Origin of the sequence: Akkermansia biwaensis (assembly GCF_026072915.1) — a bacterium.
GTDB lineage: Bacteria > Verrucomicrobiota > Verrucomicrobiia > Verrucomicrobiales > Akkermansiaceae > Akkermansia > Akkermansia biwaensis.
On the sequence record NZ_AP025943.1, the window covers coordinates 2,357,389 to 2,376,270 of the forward strand.

General features: G+C 59.3%; 15 protein-coding genes. All 15 read left to right on the plus strand.

The genetic code is table 11. From position 1 onward, the window contains the following. Window positions 1-15: 15 nt before the first annotated feature. From OQH67_RS13140 to OQH67_RS09800, 15 genes are read left to right on the plus strand one after another with little or no spacing between them, the layout of a single operon-like run. The gene (locus OQH67_RS13140; RefSeq protein ID WP_343195906.1) at window positions 16-1,131 is read left to right on the plus strand and encodes a DegT/DnrJ/EryC1/StrS family aminotransferase; all 1,116 of its coding nucleotides are present in this window, start codon (window positions 16-18) and stop codon (window positions 1,129-1,131) included. A 5-nt stretch (window positions 1,132-1,136) separates the two neighbouring features. Next, on the plus strand, window positions 1,137-3,128 hold the full coding sequence (locus OQH67_RS09735) for a UDP-N-acetylglucosamine 4,6-dehydratase family protein (RefSeq protein ID WP_215434841.1): 1,992 nt from the start codon (window positions 1,137-1,139) through the stop codon (window positions 3,126-3,128). Window positions 3,129-3,147: 19 nt separating this feature from the next. Beyond that, on the plus strand, window positions 3,148-3,933 hold the full coding sequence (locus tag OQH67_RS09740; protein ID WP_215434840.1) for a polysaccharide biosynthesis/export family protein: 786 nt from the start codon (window positions 3,148-3,150) through the stop codon (window positions 3,931-3,933). Between the two features lie 6 nt (window positions 3,934-3,939). After that, entirely contained in the window at window positions 3,940-6,321 is a 2,382-nt protein-coding gene (locus tag OQH67_RS09745) for a GumC family protein (protein ID WP_215434839.1), read from the plus strand. A gap of 20 nt (window positions 6,322-6,341) precedes the next feature. Beyond that, window positions 6,342-7,496 (plus strand): glycosyltransferase, encoded by a 1,155-nt coding sequence (locus OQH67_RS09750; RefSeq protein WP_215434838.1) that lies wholly within the window; start codon window positions 6,342-6,344, stop codon window positions 7,494-7,496. Beyond that, entirely contained in the window at window positions 7,493-8,644 is a 1,152-nt protein-coding gene (locus OQH67_RS09755; protein WP_215434837.1) for a glycosyltransferase, read from the plus strand. Before OQH67_RS09750 ends, OQH67_RS09755 begins: the two co-directional genes overlap by 4 nt. A gap of 5 nt (window positions 8,645-8,649) precedes the next feature. Further along, window positions 8,650-9,675 carry a glycosyltransferase family 2 protein gene (locus OQH67_RS09760; protein ID WP_215434836.1) on the plus strand — a complete coding sequence of 342 codons (1,026 nt, stop codon included), beginning with the start codon at window positions 8,650-8,652 and terminating at the stop codon, window positions 9,673-9,675. Further along, entirely contained in the window at window positions 9,668-10,837 is a 1,170-nt protein-coding gene (locus OQH67_RS09765; protein WP_215434835.1) for a polysaccharide pyruvyl transferase family protein, read from the plus strand. The genes OQH67_RS09760 and OQH67_RS09765 overlap by 8 nt, the downstream gene beginning before the upstream one ends. Beyond that, entirely contained in the window at window positions 10,834-12,024 is a 1,191-nt protein-coding gene (locus OQH67_RS09770) for a glycoside hydrolase family 88 protein (RefSeq protein WP_215434834.1), read from the plus strand. The genes OQH67_RS09765 and OQH67_RS09770 overlap by 4 nt, the downstream gene beginning before the upstream one ends. Next, entirely contained in the window at window positions 12,021-13,535 is a 1,515-nt protein-coding gene (locus tag OQH67_RS09775) for a lipopolysaccharide biosynthesis protein (RefSeq protein ID WP_215434833.1), read from the plus strand. Before OQH67_RS09770 ends, OQH67_RS09775 begins: the two co-directional genes overlap by 4 nt. Continuing rightward, the gene (locus OQH67_RS09780; protein WP_215434832.1) at window positions 13,532-14,719 is read left to right on the plus strand and encodes a glycosyltransferase; all 1,188 of its coding nucleotides are present in this window, start codon (window positions 13,532-13,534) and stop codon (window positions 14,717-14,719) included. Before OQH67_RS09775 ends, OQH67_RS09780 begins: the two co-directional genes overlap by 4 nt. Window positions 14,720-14,721: 2 nt before the next feature. Continuing rightward, entirely contained in the window at window positions 14,722-15,834 is a 1,113-nt protein-coding gene (locus OQH67_RS09785) for a glycosyltransferase family 4 protein (RefSeq protein ID WP_215434831.1), read from the plus strand. Further along, on the plus strand, window positions 15,831-16,871 hold the full coding sequence (locus tag OQH67_RS09790) for a glycosyltransferase family 2 protein (RefSeq protein ID WP_215434830.1): 1,041 nt from the start codon (window positions 15,831-15,833) through the stop codon (window positions 16,869-16,871). Before OQH67_RS09785 ends, OQH67_RS09790 begins: the two co-directional genes overlap by 4 nt. Beyond that, window positions 16,868-17,986 (plus strand): glycosyltransferase, encoded by a 1,119-nt coding sequence (locus OQH67_RS09795; RefSeq protein WP_215434829.1) that lies wholly within the window; start codon window positions 16,868-16,870, stop codon window positions 17,984-17,986. The genes OQH67_RS09790 and OQH67_RS09795 overlap by 4 nt, the downstream gene beginning before the upstream one ends. Next, window positions 17,983-18,879 (plus strand): glycosyltransferase family 2 protein, encoded by an 897-nt coding sequence (locus OQH67_RS09800; RefSeq protein WP_215434828.1) that lies wholly within the window; start codon window positions 17,983-17,985, stop codon window positions 18,877-18,879. Before OQH67_RS09795 ends, OQH67_RS09800 begins: the two co-directional genes overlap by 4 nt. Window positions 18,880-18,882: the final 3 nt, after the last annotated feature.

Sequence of the window (18,882 nt, forward strand, 5' to 3'; positions counted from 1 at the left end):
GAAAAGAAGTCCGCCATCTGGCTCTCTCTTGCCTGCACGGGGGAGGCGGAGGAAAGGTTCGTGCGTGAAGCCTTTGAATCGAAATGGGTGACGACAGTGGGCCCGAACGTGGACGCTTTTGAACGGGAACTGGAGGAATACCTGGGGGAAACGCATGTGGTGGCCCTGGCGTCCGGCACTTCTGCCCTTCATCTGGGGCTGGTGATGCTGGGAGTGGGGCCGGGAGATGAAGTCCTCTGCCAGTCCATGACGTTTGCCGCTTCCGCCAATCCCATTATTTACCAGGGGGCTTCCCCCGTGTTTGTGGACAGTGAGGAAAAGACGTGGAACATGTCTCCGGAATGGCTGGAGGAAGCCATTAGGGACCGCATCAGGCAGACGGGCCGCGCACCCAAAGCCATGATTCCGGTGGACCTTTACGGCATGCCCGCCAGCATGGCGGAAATCATGGAAATTGCCGGGAAATACGGCATTCCCGTGCTGGAAGACGCTGCCGAGGCGCTCGGCTCCGAGTACCGGGGGCGCAAGTGCGGGACGTTCGGGACCTATGGCGCCTTCTCCTTCAACGGGAACAAGATCATCACCACCTCCGGTGGCGGCGCGCTGTGCTGCCCGGACGAGGAATCCCGGAACAGGGTCAAATTTTACGCCACCCAGGCCAGGGAGCAGGCTCCGCATTATGAGCACGCGCGCATCGGCTACAATTACCGCCTCAGCAACGTGTGCGCGGGCATAGGCCGCGGGCAGATGCTCTCCCTCCCCGCCTTCCTGGAAAAGAGGCGCGGCATTCATGAAGACTACCGCCGCCGGCTCTCCGGCGTGCCGGGGCTGTCCCTGCTGGAAAATCCGGATTCCCGCTACCATTCCAACCACTGGCTGACTTGCGTGCAGATCCATCCGGAGGAAGCCCGTTTTGACCGGGAAGAGCTGCGGCTGGCGCTCCTGAAGGCCGGCGTGGAAAGCCGCCCCCTCTGGAAGCCCATGCACTTGCAGCCCGTGTTCCGCTCCTGCCCGTTTTATGGGGCCGGCGTGTCGGACCGCCTGTTTGAACAGGGCCTGTGCCTGCCTTCGGGCGCTTCTCTCACCGGGGAGGACATGGACCGCATCATGGACGTTATGGCAACCCTTTAAATTTCATGTTCATGGAACGGACGGATCATAATCCCATCGCGCGCTTCCTCTATTACGCGAGACATTATTTATTGAACTCCAGCGAGAAATTTGTTTTCGCGCTGGATCTGGCCGTGTCATTGATGACGACGATGCTGGCCTTTTTGTACTGCCGATTCCTCTATCGGGGGAACTGGCTGGTTCCCAACCTCCCCTACATCCTCTTCATCGACATGGCGATCACCGGCGTCATTCTCTGGAACTCCGGCGTTTACAGGAGCATGATCCGATACACCACCCTGAAGGACATTCAGAGGCTAATGGGAGCCATCCTGCTGGCGTGCGTGCTCGTGAGCCTTACTTATACCTGCATCTGGCCAGGTTATTACAAGGTACACTTTGCCGGCGTGGTGTTCAACTTCATGCTGACCAGCCTGGCGCTGATTGGGGGGCGTCTGGCCTGTATCGGCGGCAGAAACTGGCTGGACCATTTCCATGCGGAGGAGTCTCTTTCCTCCATCACCACTTCCGGACGAAAGAGGGTGGCCCTTGCCGGAAAGCTGGACGCCTGCCTGCTGAAGGCCTCCCTGATCAGGAGCCTGAAGAGCGAGGAATATGAAATTGTGGGCATTCTGACGTCTGAACAGCAGGCGGACGGAAGAACGATCAGGGATATTCCCGTTCGTTTTGTGCGTGAAGCTTCCGAGGTGGAGGACGTTTTGGGCATATTCAAGGCTTCGGCCATCATTTTCGTAGGCAAGGATGACCTTCTCGAAGAAAAAAAGTTGGCTGACGTTTGCCTGGAACGGGGAATCAGCCTTCTCATTTCCCATGACCTCTTCCAGTCGTTTCATGATTATTCCGGCGTGGCCGTGGACGACGTGCAGATTGAAGATTTGATGGACCGGGAGGAAATCAACATTGACGAAGGGACGATTTCCGCAGGGATTAAGGACAGCGTGGTGATGGTGACGGGCGCCGCCGGCTCCATCGGCAGCGAGCTGGTCAGGCAGTTGTGCCGGTTTGCCCCCCGGAGGATCGTGTTGCTGGACCACGCGGAAACGCCCTTGTGGCTGATACGGAAAGAAGTGGAAAAAGACTATCCTCAGGTTTCCGTCGCCAGTAGCATCACCAGCATCTGCCACCGGCGCCAGCTGGAATACTGTATGTGGCAGTACCGTCCCGACCTGATTTTCCACGCCGCCGCCTACAAGCATGTCCCCATCATGGAGGAAGACCCCTGCACGGCCGTGATCAACAACGTCAAGGGAACCATGCACGTAGCCTCCCTGGCCGTCAAATACGGCGTCAAACGGTTTGTCATGGTCTCCACGGACAAGGCGGTGAACCCCACCAGCGTGATGGGGGCGACCAAGCGGCTGGCTGAAATGTACGTCCAGAGTTTGGGAGAATCCCTGCGGCGGGAGAACGGGGAAGGCTCCACCGTGTTTATCACCACGCGCTTCGGCAACGTGCTGGGGAGCGCCGGTTCTGTCATTCCCCTGTTCAAGGAACAGATCAAGAAAGGAGGGCCCGTCACGGTGACCCATCCTGAAATCGTCCGTTATTTCATGACCATTCCGGAAGCCTGCCGCCTGATTCTCCAGGCGAACGCCATGGGTTCCGGCGGAGAGATTTTCGTGTTCGACATGGGCGAGCAAGTGAAAATCGTTGAGCTGGCGAAGAAAATGATCCGCCTGGCGGGGCTTTCTCCGCTGAAGGATATTCGTATTGTCTTCACGGGCCTGCGCCCCGGGGAAAAACTTTATGAGGAGCTGCTGACGGATTACGAGCAGACCCGGGAAACCGCCCACAAGCGCATCCGCATTTTCGAGGCCAGAAAGTACGACATGTCCGAGCTGAAAGACGCCTTTGAAAAGTTGGTGCAGCATGCGGAATCCCGTCGTCTGGAAGATACCGTACGCGCCATGAAACAATTGATACCCGAATACAAAAGCAACAATTCCCCTTATCAGAAATACGACTACCTGGACTCAAAAAAAATCCTCACCATCTAAACTCTGCTTGATCCATCCAATGAAATACCTACATCCATTCCGCCGTCCCGCCCTCTGGAGCCGCCTTCTGGTAGCCTCTGCTCTGGTGTGCGCCCTCCCCGCCTGCGTCAAGCCGGAAGAAGTCAATTACGTCCAAAACCTGGTGCTGGACCAGAAATCCTCCATCAGGAAGGAGTATAAAATAGTCATCAAGAAGGACGACCGCCTGTTCATCTCCGTCAGCAGCAAGAATCCCACCCTCGCCCAGATGTTCAACAAGGACAGCGGGAGCGTTTCCAGCCCCAGGGACGACGAGCGCGGCTACTTCGTGAATACGGACGGCGATATCGTGTTCCCCGTGCTGGGAAGAATCAAGGCTGTGGGCAAAACCTGCACCCAGCTGGCGAACGACATTGAAAACGAGATCATCCGGGAAGGGTACATCAAGGACCCTGCCGTCAGCGTGCGCCTGATGAATTTCAAATTCTCCGTTCTCGGGGAAGTGTCCAAGCCGGGCAATTATGAAATCAAGGGAGAACGCCTGACGCTGCTGGAAGCGTTGAGCAAGGCCGGAGACCTGAACATGGACGGCAACCGCGACATTTACATCATCCGGGAATCCGGAGGAGAGCGCATCGCGTCCAAGGTGGACCTGCGCAATAGCGACCTGTTCCATTCCCCCTACTACTACATCCAGCAGAACGACGTCATTTACGTCACCCCATCGGACAGGAAGGTGAATACGCGGAGCGAACAACTCCAGATTTATCCCTACCTGATTTCCGGCACTTCCATTGCCATGGTCATTCTGGCCTTCTGCATTTAAAATCCCATGAAAGACCTTTCTCCCAAGACGGAATCCCTGGGGGCCGGCGGCGCTGCTTCGGTATCCCTGCTTCCCAGTCCCAAGGCCATCCTGGCCCGGATTGTCCGGAAATGGTACTGGTGCGTGCTTTCCCTGTGCGTCTGCCTCCCCCTGGCCTATTTGTATGCGGCGCGGCAGCCCCAGGTTTACGGAAAGGCCACCACCATCCTCATCAAGGACGACTACCCCAAGGAGTCCGTGGCCGCCACGGTGCTGGCCTCCACCAATGGAATCGTCAACACGGCCGCCACCAATCTGGATAACGAGATATTCCTGCTTTCCTCCCATTCCTTGCTGGAAACGGTAGTCCGGAAGCTGAAGCTGGACGTCACCTACTGGAAGAAGGACAAGTTCCGCAAGGTGGAAATTTATCAGGATTCCCCCATTGCGGTACAATTCACGCAGGAAGGAGAGGCGGCGGACGCCAGGTTCCGCGTGGTTCCCCTTTCGGAGACGGAATTCCGGCTGGAGAAGGATGAAAAGGACCGCCAGGGGCAGGAAACGGGAACCTTCGGCAAGGAAGTGCGCTTCGACTCCCTGACGTTCATCGTGGAGAAAACGCCTCGGTTCAGTGAAGCCGCACTGAACGTCCCCGTGATTGTCAGGAAAACCTCCGTCAGGAATGCGGCGGTGGGGCTGAGAAGCGGATTGACCGTCAAAAAGGCAAATGGAAAGAATAACCTGGTCAATATTTCCATGCGCTGCAACAATCCGGTGAAGGCGGAGAACATCCTGCACAGCATCGTCCATTTTTACAATGAGGCGTCCCTGAAGGAGAAAAACACGCGCGGCAGGAAGACGAACAAATTCATCGGGGAGCGCCTGGCTGTCATCAGCGAGGAAATGAGAAAAAATGACCTGGCCGTTGAAAAGCTGAAAAAGGAGACCGACATCCTGACGGACCTGTCCACCGCCCTCACGGAAGAATATGAGAACAGCATCAATGACAAGAAGGATTTGAGGGAGCTGGAGCTGGAGATCAAGTCCATTGAATACCTGAAGCAGTATCTGGAAGAAGAGGCGGAACACGATGCGAGGCTGGTCCCCATCAATTCGAAAATAGCGGACATGGGCATCCGGGACCAGATCGGCGTGTTCAACGACACCCTGCTGAAGAAGACCAGCCTGAAGGTGAATGCGGGGGACAACAATCCGATTGTCCGTGAGCTGGAAGCCAATTTGTCCTCCCTGAAGGATGCGTTGAAACGTTCCGTGAACAATTACTATACTTCCCTGCTGGTCAAGAAGAAGAACATCCAGGACCAGCATGAAAAGACGCGGGAGCACATCAGGAACGTCTCCAGCAGGGAACGGGACGTCAACTACATTGACCGGGAGCAGCGCGTCCGGGAGTCCCTATACGTTCTTCTGCTGAACAAGAGGGAGGAAAATTCCCTGGCCCTGGCCGCTACGGAAGACAATGCGCGGATGGTGGACGATGTGCGGGGCGGCAACGGCCCCCTGGAGCCCAACGTTCCCAAAATTCTGATGGTGGGATTCCTGGCGGGACTGGCCATTCCCGTGGTCCTGTGCGTAGTCGCCGCGATGCTGGACTCCAACGTAAAGCGCCGGAAGGAAATAGAAGCCCTGACCGCCATTCCCGTATACGGGGAACTGCCGCGCAAGCTGCGGAAGCTGAAGAACCAGGAAATCGTGGTGAATTTGGAGGAGCCTTCCGAGTTGTCCGAATGTTTCCCCCTGCTGGCGGAACGCATGGTGGCCCTTTCCGACGAGAATGCGGGAAAACCCCTCAGCGTCCTGATTACGTCCACCTGTTCCGGGGAAGGGAAGACCTATCTCTCCGTGAACCTGGCCCTTTCCCTGGCCGTGGCCGGAAAAAAGGTGCTCCTGATGGATATGGATTTAAGGAAAGGATCGCTCAGTTCCCTGCTGGGCGGAGCCGGGAAACCGGGCATAGGAGATCTGGAACAGGCCGGGGAAGGCGGCTGGCGTTCCCTGGTGGAACAGTCCCCAGTTTCCGCCCATCTGGATTATTTGTTTGCTGGAACCCTGCCGGACCATCCTTCCCGGCTGTTGCTGCATGATCGCATCAGAAAGCTTATGGAGGAATTGAAGGAACAGTATGATTTCATCTTCATGGACTGCGTTCCCTATTCCTCCCTGGCGGATGCGCACATCGTCGCCCGTCTGGCCGACGTCACGCTGTACGTCATGCGGGCCGGCTGCGTGAAGAAGCGTGATTTGGCCGGATTGCAGAAGATATGGAAAAACGGGGAGCTGAAACGCATGGGCATCGTCCTGTGCGATGTGGAGCCTCATGGCCGTTCTTCCCGCGGGTATGCCGTGTACAGGAGTCTGGATACCTCCTCTCCGTGTGCGGAAAAATAATTCATTTGAAAGTCCGTTTTATGCCGCATTCCCGTCTGAAAGTCCTGTTTCTGGTGGAATCCCTCTCCGGAGGAGGAGCTGAAAAAATCCTTTCCGGCCTGGTGCGCGGATTGGACCGGGACAAATTCGACGTGACGGTATGCGCTGTCGTGGACTGCGGGCAGTACCGGGATGAGGTCCGGAAACATGCCCGCTACCGCTTCATCGTGGGCGGCTCTGGCTGGCTTTATCGGGTGAAGTATGCGCTGGTGTATCGTTTTTTGCCCGCTAGCTGGATTTATCGGTGGCGCATTGCCGGAGATTATGATGTGGAGGCGGCTTTCACGGAAGGGCTGCCCACCCGCCTGCTGGCGGCCGCGCCGGGGGGAAAGAGCGGAAAGGCCGGGGAGACCAGGAAAATAGCCTGGGTGCATGTGGACCTGGAAGCCAGGCCCTGGACGCAGGGAGTGGTGTTCCGGTCTTTGGACGAGGAGAAAAGGGCTTATGGACGTTTTCACGCAGTAGCGCATGTGTCGCGGACGGTGAAGGAGGCTTTTGAAAGGCGTTTTGGAACGCATCCCGGGTCCGTCGTCGTGCACAACCCGGTGGATCGGGACGAGGTGCTGGCTAAATCCGCCGCCGTGGAGGGAGTTCCTGAAAAGAAGTGTTTCAGGATCATTTCCGCCGGGCGTCTGGAAGAACAGAAGGGATTTGACAGGCTTATCCGCGCTCTTGCCCGGCTGAAAGAGCGGGGCCGAACCGCAGAGTTGGTTCTTCTTGGAGAAGGACGCCTCAGAAACGATCTGGAACGGCTGGCTGCCGGGCTGGGAGTTTCAGAATCCCTGCTGATGCCCGGTTTTCTGGAAAATCCCTACCCGTGGATGGCGGGTGCGGACCTGTTCGTGTGCAGTTCCCGCAGCGAGGGAATGAGTACCGTCGTGACGGAAGCCCTCATTCTGGGTGTGCCCGTTCTGGCGGTAGAATGCTCCGGCATCAGGGAACAGCTGGGAATGGGCCGCTTTGGCCTCATGGTGGATAATGACGACGAGGCTCTGGCCCGTGCCCTGGAGGACTTCGTGTCCGGCAGGGAATCGTGTGCGGAATGGCGGGAAAAGGCGGCGTTGGGAGGCCGGCAGGTGGCCTATGCGACTGCCGTCCGGGAGGTGGAACGTTTGCTGGAGGGGGCGGGAAAATGAAAAAAAGAATCGTGTTTTTCGTCAACAGCCTGACGGGCGGCGGAGCAGAAAAAATTCTGCAAACCCTGCTGAACCGCTGGGAAGGGAGCGGATGGAATATTTCCGTATATTGCCTGAAAAAGGAGGACGTACCGTCCGGTTATCCCCGGAATATTGCCTTCCGCTTTTTGCTTGGTTCCCTGCGGCAAGGGGACGGGTTTTGGACGCGTTTGAAAATCAAGGCGGGGAACAAGTTGAAGTTGCTGGTATACAGGCATTGCCCTCCGTCGGTCTTTTACCGCATGTTTATCCGCGGAACCTATGATGTGGAAGCGGCCTTCATTGAAGGTTACGCCACCAGAATTGCCAGCGGCTCCCCCAATGCGGACAGCCGCAAGCTGGCATGGGTGCATATCGACCTTGCCGCCAATCACTGGACGCTGCCGGCGTACAGGAATGCGGAAGAGGAAAAACGGGCCTACCGGCGGTTTGATACGGTGGTTTCCGTTTCCCCGGACGTTCAGGAATCCGTGGTGGCCCTGGCCGGTCCCCTGCGCGATGCCAGGGTTCTTTACAATCCGATCGATGTGCAGGCCATCAAGGAAAAATCCGCGGAATTCGTGCCGCAGCGTCCGGAAGGAAAAACGCTTTTCTGCGCTTCCGGGCGCCTTGTCCCGCAGAAGGGATTCGACCGCCTGGTGGAAGCGTGCCACCGTCTGGCACAGGCGGGATTCTCCTTCCATCTCTGGATTCTGGGAGAAGGACCGGAGGGCCGGAAGCTGGAAGTCCTGGTCAGGGAGCGGGGCTTGCAGGACAGGATCACATTCCTGGGCCATCAGGAAAATCCGTATCCCTATATGCGGGCGGCGGACTGGATGGTGTGTTCTTCCCGCAGCGAGGGGCATTCCACGGTCATTTCGGAAAGCCTGATCCTCGGTATTCCCGTGGTCTCCACCCTGTGTTCCGGCGTTCGGGAACAGCTGGGGGACGGGGAATTCGGCCTGATTGCCGGCAATGATACGCAGGACCTGCTCCGCGCTCTGGAAGATATCCTGACGGAAAGGGCTGATCGCCGGGATTACGGCGAACGGGCTCTCCGCGGTGGCAGCCGGGTTGATTTGGACGGACGGATGAACGCCCTGGAAGGGCTTTTTGAAACAAACCATTGAATCGCATGTCTTTTGTCTCCGTTATCATTCCTGTTTTCAATGCCGGTCATTTTCTGGAAGAATGTGTGGATTCCGTCCTTCGGCAAACCCTGACGGATTTTGACGTCTGCCTGGTGGATGACGGTTCCACGGACGGGAGCGGCATCCTGTGCGATGCCCTGGCCACCCGGCATGAGAGGATCCATGCGGTTCACATGGGGAGGAACAGGGGCGTATCCGCGGCGAGGAACCGCGGCATTGAAGAAACGGAGGGCTCGTGGCTGTGCTTTGTTGACGGGGATGACCGGGTGGAGCCCGCGTGCCTGCGGACTCTGGCCGCCGCCGTGGAAGACGGGGAATGCGATCTGGCCGTCGCCGGGCTGCGTTCCGTGCGTGCCGGCGGAAAGGACGTGCTTACGGTGCCCGTGCCGGTGGAACTGGAGGCCGTCCCCGGAAGAGAGGAGGAGTGGGTGCGCCTGTTCCGCTCCTTCCTGCTCTTCGGGCCCGTTGCCAAGTTGTACCGCAGGGAGCTGGTGGACAGGTATTCCATCCGCTTTCCGGAAGGCGTCTCCTACGGGGAGGACCTGGAATTCAACATGGCCTACCTGAAGCACATCAGGCGGCTGAGGACGGTGGACAAGGCCGTTTATTTCTACCGCAGGGCGGAAAAGGGCACTCTGTCCACGCGGTTCGTTCCGGAAAAATTTGAATGGATTGCCGGACAGTTCAGGATGGTCCGGCAATATTTCCGCGACCAGGGGCTTCAGGGCGGCCTCGTGGAGAATTATCTGGCGTCCCGGTGGTGGGGAATGGTGTATGATTCCCTGTTTGAAATTTACCGTTTCAAGGAGTGCCGCGGCGTGAAGGACCGCTTCAAGGCCGTCCGCAGTATTCTGAAAGTTCCGGAAAACGCGTTGCTGCGCGCCCATCCCGGCGCATTTCCCTGTCCGGAATGGATGAAAGTCTGCCTCTTTCTTCGTCTCCCCTTCTGCCTGTTCCTGCTCCTGGAAGGGGCGTACGCCGGGAAAAAATCATCAGACGGCCATGCGTAAAATTCTTCTATATCCTCACGGCGGCAGCGGCAATCACGGGTGCGAGGCGATTGTCAGGTCCACCATGCTGTTGCTGCGTCCTGAAAAGGGCAGCCTTGTTTCCTCCGCCTGCGGGCAGGACGTCCGGTGCGGCCTGGACCGCCTGGTGCGCGTCCTGCCGGAACGGCGCCCCATCCGGAGGCTTTCCCCGGCCTGGGCTGCGGCGTGGATGCGGCTGCACGTTCTGGGGGTGAAGGATGCGTTTGACCGGATTGCCTTCGGCGGCATTGTGAAGGAAGCTGGGGATGCGGACCTGGCCCTGTGCGGCGGAGGGGACAATTACTGCTACGGGGAACCCGTCCATATCTACCTCCAGAACGAATTGCTCCGGAAGGCCGGCGTTCCTGTGGTCCTGTGGGGTTGTTCCCTGGAAAGGGAGGACATGAAGGGCAGGATGCTGGAGGACCTTGGGGCGTTTGACCTGATTGTGGCGCGGGAGTCCCTCACGTACGACGCCCTGCGGGAATGCGGCCTTTCCCGCGTGGTTCTGTATCCGGACCCGGCGTTTGCCCTGCCGGCCAACGAGGTGGAAGTACCGGAGGGCTGGAAGGAGGGGAACATGGCCGGAATCAATGTCAGCCCCATGGTGATCGGGCACGAGGCGAGGCCCGGAGCCGTGATGGAAAATTATTCCCGGCTTGTCGAATGGCTGCTGGAAAATACGGAAATGAACGTGGCGCTGATTCCCCATGTGGTGTGGGCCGGAAATGACGACCGCAGGCCTCTGGCGGAACTGCACGGGCGTTTCCGCCATACGGGCAGGGTGATCATGATTGAAGACGCCTCCTGCGGGGACTTGAAGGGGTATATTTCCCGTTGCCGGTTCCTGGTGGCCGCCCGTACGCATGCGTCCATCGCCGCTTATTCCACGGGCGTTCCCGCGCTGGTGGCGGGGTATTCCGTCAAGGCGCGCGGGATTGCCCGCGACCTGTTCGGAACGGAGGAGGGGCACGTGGTTCCGGTGCAGTCGCTGGACGGCCCGGATGAGTTGCGGAACGCCTTTGTCCGGATGATGGAAAGGGAAAAGGAAATCAAGAAGACATACGGGAAAGTGCTTCCCGCGTATCTGGAACGGCTGCGCGGCTGCCGGAAAGAACTTGAATCCCTGGTGAAACGGTCATGACTCTTTATGTTTCCATTCTTTCCGTAGCGGCGGTTGTTGCGGCAGCGGCGGCCTGCGTGGACGCGTGGCGTTTCCTGGAGACTTGGACGGGCCGTATCCGCATCGGCCGCTGGCGGGACCGCCGCGCATGGCAGGATGCCCTGGCCCGGAAAGCCTCGGCATGGATGAAGCGCATGCCCCCGGTCCCCAAAAAGGACCAGGGAAGGCTGGTCCTCTGGGACATGCTGCGGGGAGCGTATGCGGACGCCGCCATTCAGGGCTGGCAGCTTGCCGGGCTGTCCCTGGGCCTGAATGCCTATGCCGGAGACCGGAATGACGGGGATTTGAGGGAAAAACTGCGGGGCGCCCTCGGCAGTCATGAACTGGTCGTGAACTATCTGGAGCGGGAAAATCCCGGGACATGGGAAGTGGACAGGATGCTGCTGGATTATGCCGTGCTGGAAGCCGGATGCGGCGTGGAGGAGCGGCTGGTGGAAAAATCGCTGGCTTTTCTGGAATCCCTGAAGACGGAGGCGGGTACGCTGGCTTACAGGCGCGGGCAGCCCGCCGTCCGCTACGTGGACACCATAGGCCTGGCCTGCCCATTAGCGGCGGCCTGCGCGGCGCGCACGGGGCGGGAGGAAGACTGGAACCTGGCGGCAAGGCAGGTGGAGGAATACGATGCGGCCCTTCTGGCCGGGTCCTCTTTTCCGGCCCACGGGTTTGAGATGGACCGCGGCTATCCCCTGGGGCTGTACGACTGGTCGCGCGGTATCGGCTGGTATGCGCTGGGGCTGTGCGAACTGTACCGCTTGATGGAAGCCCACGGACGACCGGAGGCGGGTGCGATGGCGAAGCGCATTGTGTCCCTGTCCCGCGAACTTCTGCCCCTCCGCAAGCGGAATGGCGGATTCGGGTGGATGGTCGCCAGGCCGGAATCCGTCTTTGAATCTTCCGGAACCGCCCTGATGGGCCTGCTGATGCTGACAGCCTACCATATCTCCGGGGAGTCCTGTTTTCTGGATGCCGCCTTTGGTGCGGAAAAGGCCCTGATGGGGGTGACGCGCCGCAGCGGAGCGCTGGACATGTGCCAGGGGGATACCAAGGGAATCGGCATGTATTCGGACGTCTGGGGCCTCATGCCCTTCGCCCAGGGAATGGCTCTGCGCCTGAGCGTGGAACTCAACAAGGAGGAAGGGGAAGGATGAGAACGCTGAATTCCGGCAAAAACTTTCTGGTAACCGTCAGCCTGATGGTCACGATGACCCTGCTGGGATTCGTGACGCGCAAGCTTTTCGTCAATGAAATCGGCGTGGAATACCTGGGCCTCAACGGGCTGCTGACCAATATCCTGGCGGCGGTCACCCTGCTGGAATCCGGCTTTGGAACCAGCGTGGTGTTCCATCTTTACAAGCCTCTGGCTGAAAACGACCAGCCCCGTATTCTCGCCTTGCTTCAATTCTACCGCAAGGTGTACCGCCTCATTGCGGCGGCCGTGTTTTTCCTGTGCCTGTGCCTGTACCCCTTCCTGGGGTGCTTCATCAGGAACGGGGACCATTTGGACTACCTGACGCTGGTTTATTTCATCTTCGTCTTCAATTCCATTCTGCCGTACCTGACGGCGTACAAGAATTCACTGATCAACGCGGACCAGAAAAACTACCGGCTGGGGACCATCAATTTTGTTTACCAGGTGGGCCTGAACCTGTCCAAGCTGGGCATCCTGTACTATACGGGCAACTACATCCTGTATCTGGTGGTGGAATCCCTGTTTCTGGCGGGATTCAATGTGGCCATGGTGCGGAAGGTGGACGCGCTTTACCCCTATGTGAAAAGCCGCATGGCCCATGCGGTGGACGCCGTGACGAAGAGCCAGATCGTCGTCAACGTCAAGGCGCTTTTCCTGCACAGCGTGGGGGGCTACTTCATGCATTCCACCAGCAACATCGTCATTTCCAGCTTCGTGGGGCTGGCGGCGGTGGGCTTTTATTCCAACTACATGCTCGTGGTCGGGACGATTTCCACCTTCATCATGCAGGTGATCAACAGCATGGCGGAAAGCGTGGGCAACCTGATCGCCAGCGAGGACAGGGCGCACGTGTATGAAATCTTCAAAAGGGTTTTCCTGATCAACTTCCTGGTGTCCGGCGTGGCCTCCGTCGTCCTGCTGAACACGCTGAATCCCTTCATCGGCTGGTGGCTGGGGGACGGGTACATTCTGCCTGGGGCCGTTTCCTTCGTGATTATCCTGAATTTCTTCGTGGTGGGCATGCGCCGCTCCGCCATGGTGTTCAAGACCAAGGCGGGCATCTTCCACCAGGACCGCTACTCCCCGCTTCTCCAGGGGGTGATCAACGTCGTCCTGGCCGTGATACTGGTGCAGTGGTGGGGGATAGCGGGCGTTCTGCTGGCGGCCACGCTCAGCCTTCTTTCCATCGGCGTCTGGCAGTTCCCGCGGCTGGTGTACAGGCATGTGTTCCACCAGCCCTTGAGGAAATACTTCCTGGCGTACGGGCAATACGTGCTGCTTACGGCGGCGGGCTACGCCCTCACCTATCCCCTCTGTTCCCGGTCCTGGTTTGCTTCCCCGCTGGCCGACCTGTTCCTGTGGGGGGCCATTTCCGTCGTCGTTCCCCTGGGGCTCTGCACAGCCGTCCTGTTCAGGACGGCGCCCTTCCGGGGACTGTTGATTCACGTGCGCAGGCTGGCATGCAGATGAAGCGTATTTTCATAGCTATTCAATACATGGAACTGGGGGGCGCGGAGCGTGCCCTGCTGGGGTTGCTGGAGGCGCTGGACACTTCCCGTTTCCGGGTTGACCTGTTCGTTTACAGGCATTCCGGAGATTTGATGCCGCTGATTCCGGAAAAAGTGAACCTGCTGCCGGAGCTCCCGGCTTACCGGGCGCTGTCCCGGCCCCTGAAGGACATTCTGGCGGAAGGCAGGCTGGGAATTTTCTGCGCCCGGCTGTGGGCCAAATGGCAGTCCGCGCGGTTTGGAAAAAGGCTGAACGGGCTGGAAAATTATGCTGTGTTCGATGACGCCGTCGCGGCTGCGGCTCCTTTCCTGCCTTCCCTGAAAAAGCTGGGAATGTACGATTTGGCGGTCAGTTTCCTGACGCCCCACCGCATCGTCAGGGACAAGGTGCTGGCCCGCAGGAAAGTTGCCTGGATTCATACGGATTATTCCTCCATCGGCATCAATGCGGAGCGCGAACTCCCGGTATGGAGCAGTTACGACCGCATTGTCTCCATTTCCCCGGAGGCGGGGAAGGGTTTTCTGTCCCGGTTCCCGGAGCTGGAAGACAGGCTGCTGGCGATGGAGAACATCGTTTCCCCCCGGGCGGTGCGGGAACAGGCCGCGCTGGAAGACGTTTCCGCCGTGATGGAAGGCTCCCCGTGCCTGTGCACGGTGGGAAGGTTCTCCCATGCCAAGGGCATGGACCGCGCCGTCAGGATAGCCGCCCGCCTGGTGGAGATGGGGATGAAAGGCCTGCGGTGGTATCTGGCAGGCTACGGAGACGAGGCTTCCCTGCGGCGGGAGATTGCCGCGCATGGGATGGAGGAGCACGTTGTTATCCTGGGAAAAAAGGCCAACCCCTATCCTTATATGGCCGCCTGCGGCCTGTATGTGCAGCCGTCCCGCTATGAAGGGAAAGCCGTGGCGGTGAGGGAGGCGCAGATTTTGGGGCGTCCCGTGGCCATCACGCGTTTTCCCACGGCTTCCGGCCATCTGGAGGACGGCGTGGACGGAGTCATTGTCCCGAATGACGAAGAGGGCGCCGCGCAGGCCCTGTTCTCCCTGCTGCATGATCCCGCCCGTCTGGAAAGCCTGGCGGCGGCATGCCGCGCGCGGGACTACGGCAACCGTGATGAAATCTTGAAACTGGAGGCGCTGGTCTGAACATGGGAAGACGCATTTTATACATTGCCAACGGCATCACCGGGCCGGGAGGGCTGGAACGGGTTCTGTCCGTCCGGACGCGCCTGCTTGCGGAAGAATACGGGGACGAAATCCATATCATGACTCTGAATGAACGGGGTGCGGAGCCCTTTTACGATTTTCACCCGGGAATCCGTGTTCATCACGTTGCGATGGAGGGTAGCTCCCTGGCACGGCTGGCGGCCTGGGTACGGGGCATCCGGAAAACGGTGCGTACCGTGAATCCCGATGTGGTGGACGTGTGCGACGACGGGTTCAAGGGATTCTGGATTCCCCTTCTGCTGTCCGGGCGGCGTCCGGTCATCTATGAACGCCATGTTTCCCGGATGATCCAGACGGAGGGCAACGCCCCTTCCGTTTTCATGAAGATGGAATTTGCCGCCATGCGTTTCCTGGGGGGGCGCTTTGCCCGCTTCGTGGTGCCTGCTTCCGGAAACAGGGCGGAATGGAATATGCGCAATGTGGAGGTCATTCCCAACCCTCTTCCCTTTTATCCGTCCGTTCCGTCTTCCGGAAAGGAAAAGCGGGTGATTGCCGTGGGCAAAATCTCTCCCCAGAAAAACTATGGGGCCTTGCTGGAGGCCTGGAAAAGGGTGCACGGGAAATTTCCGGACTGGAGGCTGGACCTGTTCGGCGCGGAGCGCGACGGAGGCAGGCTGAGAACGGCGATTCGGGCGGCGGGGCTGGAAGAAAGCTTCGTGCTGCATCCGCCCACGAGGGAAATCATGGCGGCGTACCTGGGAGCCTCCATCTGTGCGATGTCTTCCAAATATGAGGGGTTCGGCATGATGATGGTGGAGGCCATGGCGTGCGGCGTGCCGTGCGTGGCCTTTGACTGCCCCTGCGGTCCCGCGGACATCATCAGCCATGAAGAAGACGGCCTGCTGGTGGAGAAAAACAATATTCCCGGGCTGGCGAATGCCCTGGAGCGCCTGATGGGGGATGAAGTGCTGCGTGGCGCCCTGGCGGCGAAGGCACGGGAACATGTGAGGCGTTACGCGGCTGAAACGGTGGCGGAGCAGTGGAACAGGCTGTACGGCCGGGTTTTGGAGGAAGGAAAGGGGGGACGGCCATGATTTCCGTCATCGTTCCCGTGTACAATGCGGAAGCTTACGTGTCCCGCTGCCTGGAAAGCATCCTGAACCAGACGTACCGGGATATCCGGGTTGTCTGCGTGAATGACGGCTCTACGGACGGCACCGGAGCCATTCTGGAAGACTTCCGCCGCAGGGACAGCCGGGTGGAGGTTCTTGCCCGTGAAAATTCCGGACTTTCCGCCTCCCGCAATGCCGGGCTGGAACGGGCGGACGGGGAATACGTGATGTTTGCGGATGCGGATGACTGGCTGGACGCACATGCGTGTGCGGACGCCGTAAAAGCCATGCGGGAACGGGATGCGGACATTGTCTTCTGGAGCTATGTGAAGGAATATGAATCGGTCTCGTCCCCGGTTTTGTTCTGGCCAGAGGAACACGTTTTTGAGGGGGAAGCCATGGCGTGGCTGAGAACCCGCCTGCTGGGTCCCGGCGGCGCGGAACTGGCCCGGCCGGAAAGGATGGATTCCTACGGAACGGCCTGGGGCAAGCTTTACAGGCGTTCCCTGTTCCGGGATGCGGAGTCCGCGTTTGTGGATACCGCGCTCATCGGTTCCGCGGAGGATGTTCTCTGCAATCTTTCCCTGTTCGGAGCGGCCCGGAGGGCCGTCTATATTCCTTCCACGTTCTACCATTACCGGAAGACGGCTTCCGGGGCGCTGACCAGAAGGTACAAGCCGGACCTGGTGGCGCAGTGGGAGGAGCTCTTCAGGCGCATGGATGTACATGTGAGGAAACATGGCGCGTGTCCGGAGGCTGAGCGGGCCCTTCGGAACCGCATGGCCCTGTCCGTCATCTTTCTGGGGCTGAACATCTGCGATGCTCCTGGGTCTCCGCTGCGGCACGCCGCCATGCTCCGGAACCTGCTGGAACGGGACTGGTGCCGTGCGGCGGTCGGAACGCTTCCCCTGAAGCCGCTCCCGCTCCATTGGAAAACGTTTTTTCTGGCGGCGAAGTCGGGATTCGTTCCCGGCCTGTACCTGCTCCTGCGAATCATCAAGCGAATCCTGGCAACATGACCCCCCAACGAGTATTAATGGTATTCACCATCATGAACCGCGGAGGCGCGGAAACGATGGTCATGAATTATTACCGCCATATCGACCGCCGCAGGCTCCAGTTCGATTTCCTGGTTCACCGGGAGACCCCCGGCATTTATGAAGAGGAAATCCGGGAACTGGGCGGCCGGATTTACAGGCTGCCGCCCATCACCCTGTCCGGTCTGGCCGCATACAGGAGGGAGGTGGCGCGCTTCTTTGACGAACACCCGGAATACAGGCTGGTTCACGGGCACTGCTCCGAGCTGGGCTACTGGGTGTACCGCGAAGCGGCCGCACGGAACATCCCTTTCATTGCGGCGCATGCGCACAGTTCCCCGCTGGGAATGGATAAAAATTCCCTGTTCCGTTTTCTGCTCAAGCATCTGATGCGCCCGTACCTGACGCACCGTTTCACGTGCAATGAATTGTGCGGCCGCTGGCTCTTTGGCCGCAAGGGAATGAAGGATGCCGTGGTGGTCCGGAACGCCATTGATGCGGGAAAATTCAGTTATTCTCCGGAAACCCGTGAGCGGGTCAGAAGGGAAATGGGCTGGGAGGGAAAACTGGTGGCAGGCCACACGGGCAACTTTTCCTGGCCCAAGAACCATGAGTTTCTGCTGCGCGTTTTTCAGGCGTTCCTGGGCCTGCACCCGGATTCCCTTCTGGTGCTGGCGGGAAGCGGCGGGGAAAAGGAGGAACAGGTCAGACAGGAGGCGGAGCGTGCGGAATGGCGGGGACGCATCCGCCTGCTGGGCGGCAGGGACGATATTCCGGATTTGCTGCAGGGAATGGACGTTTTCGTTTTCCCGTCGTGGTTTGAGGGGTTCGGCATCGCCATGCTGGAGGCCCAGGCGGCGGGGCTGCCCGTTCTGGCCTCCGACCGGGTTCCGGAAGATGCCGCGGTGGTGCCGGGCCATGTAAGCTTCCTGTCCCTCAGGGAATCCCCGGAGGTTTGGGCGCGGAAAATGGAAGAACTGGCCCGCGGATGGCGGCGGAACGATACGGCGGCGGCCATCCGGCAAGCCGGGCTGGACATTGCCGGCAATGCGCAGAAGCTTCAGGAATTCTATCTGGAACAGGGAGGTGAATCATGAAGGAAATGAAGACGTTGACCGTGTTCACGCCGACCTTCAACAGGGCGGAATGCCTGCGCCGCTGTTATGAAAGCCTGCTGAGGCAGACCTGCCGCGACTTTGTCTGGCTGGTCGTCGATGACGGATCATCGGACGGAACCGCAGACCTGGTGCGGGAATGGCAACGGGCAGGGCATCTGGAAATACGCTACCACTATCAGGAAAACGGAGGCATGCACACGGCCCATAATGCCGCGTACAGGCTCATGGACACGGAACTCAACGTCTGCCTGGATTCCGACGACCTGATGACGGAAGACGCCGTGGCCTCCATTCTGGAACTCTGGAAGCGGCGCGGCAGCGAACGGCTGGCCGGGATTGCGGGGCTGGACGCCGACGTACGGACCGGAGAACTCATCGGAACGGCTTTTGAAGAGGACGGCGGAGAGATGACGCTGACCGGATTCTATGCGGCGGGGGGCAGGGGGGACAAGAAGCTCGTGTACCGGACCGCGCTGATGAAGCGGCTGCCGCCTTATCCCGTGTTTCCCGGTGAAAAGTATGTGGGGCTGGGCTACAAGTACATGCTGGCGGACGAAGAGGCGCCCCTGCTGGCCATCAACAGGGTGCTGTGCCTGGTGGAATACCGGGAGGACGGCTCCTCGAAAAACATGTTCAGGCAGTACGTCCGGAATCCCAGGGGATTTGCCTTTCTGAGGAAGGAGGGGATGAAGCGCCAGCCTTCCGGGCGCAGGCGCTTCATGGAGGCGGTGCATTACGTGTCCGCCTCCCTGCTGGCGCGCCATGCCCGCTTTTTGCAGGAATCCCCGCATCCGTTCCTGACGCTGGCGGCCGTGCCCTTCGGAATAGCGCTGATGTGCCTGATTATCATGAAAAACAGAAACAACGGATGACCG

What these genes read in the sequence shown, in the direction of transcription:
- OQH67_RS09735 (WP_215434841.1), top strand. Translation starts at nt 1,137, where the DNA reads ATGTTCATGGAACGGACGGATCATAATCCCATCGCGCGCTTCCTCTAT.
- OQH67_RS09750 (WP_215434838.1), top strand. Translation starts at nt 6,342, where the DNA reads ATGCCGCATTCCCGTCTGAAAGTCCTGTTTCTGGTGGAATCCCTCTCC.
- OQH67_RS09770 (WP_215434834.1), top strand. Translation starts at nt 10,834, where the DNA reads ATGACTCTTTATGTTTCCATTCTTTCCGTAGCGGCGGTTGTTGCGGCA.
- OQH67_RS09775 (WP_215434833.1), top strand. Translation starts at nt 12,021, where the DNA reads ATGAGAACGCTGAATTCCGGCAAAAACTTTCTGGTAACCGTCAGCCTG.
- OQH67_RS09755 (WP_215434837.1), top strand. Translation starts at nt 7,493, where the DNA reads ATGAAAAAAAGAATCGTGTTTTTCGTCAACAGCCTGACGGGCGGCGGA.
- OQH67_RS09780 (WP_215434832.1), top strand. Translation starts at nt 13,532, where the DNA reads ATGAAGCGTATTTTCATAGCTATTCAATACATGGAACTGGGGGGCGCG.
- OQH67_RS09800 (WP_215434828.1), top strand. Translation starts at nt 17,983, where the DNA reads ATGAAGGAAATGAAGACGTTGACCGTGTTCACGCCGACCTTCAACAGG.
- OQH67_RS09745 (WP_215434839.1), top strand. Translation starts at nt 3,940, where the DNA reads ATGAAAGACCTTTCTCCCAAGACGGAATCCCTGGGGGCCGGCGGCGCT.
- OQH67_RS09740 (WP_215434840.1), top strand. Translation starts at nt 3,148, where the DNA reads ATGAAATACCTACATCCATTCCGCCGTCCCGCCCTCTGGAGCCGCCTT.
- OQH67_RS09760 (WP_215434836.1), top strand. Translation starts at nt 8,650, where the DNA reads ATGTCTTTTGTCTCCGTTATCATTCCTGTTTTCAATGCCGGTCATTTT.
- OQH67_RS09790 (WP_215434830.1), top strand. Translation starts at nt 15,831, where the DNA reads ATGATTTCCGTCATCGTTCCCGTGTACAATGCGGAAGCTTACGTGTCC.
- OQH67_RS09785 (WP_215434831.1), top strand. Translation starts at nt 14,722, where the DNA reads ATGGGAAGACGCATTTTATACATTGCCAACGGCATCACCGGGCCGGGA.
- OQH67_RS09795 (WP_215434829.1), top strand. Translation starts at nt 16,868, where the DNA reads ATGACCCCCCAACGAGTATTAATGGTATTCACCATCATGAACCGCGGA.
- OQH67_RS09765 (WP_215434835.1), top strand. Translation starts at nt 9,668, where the DNA reads ATGCGTAAAATTCTTCTATATCCTCACGGCGGCAGCGGCAATCACGGG.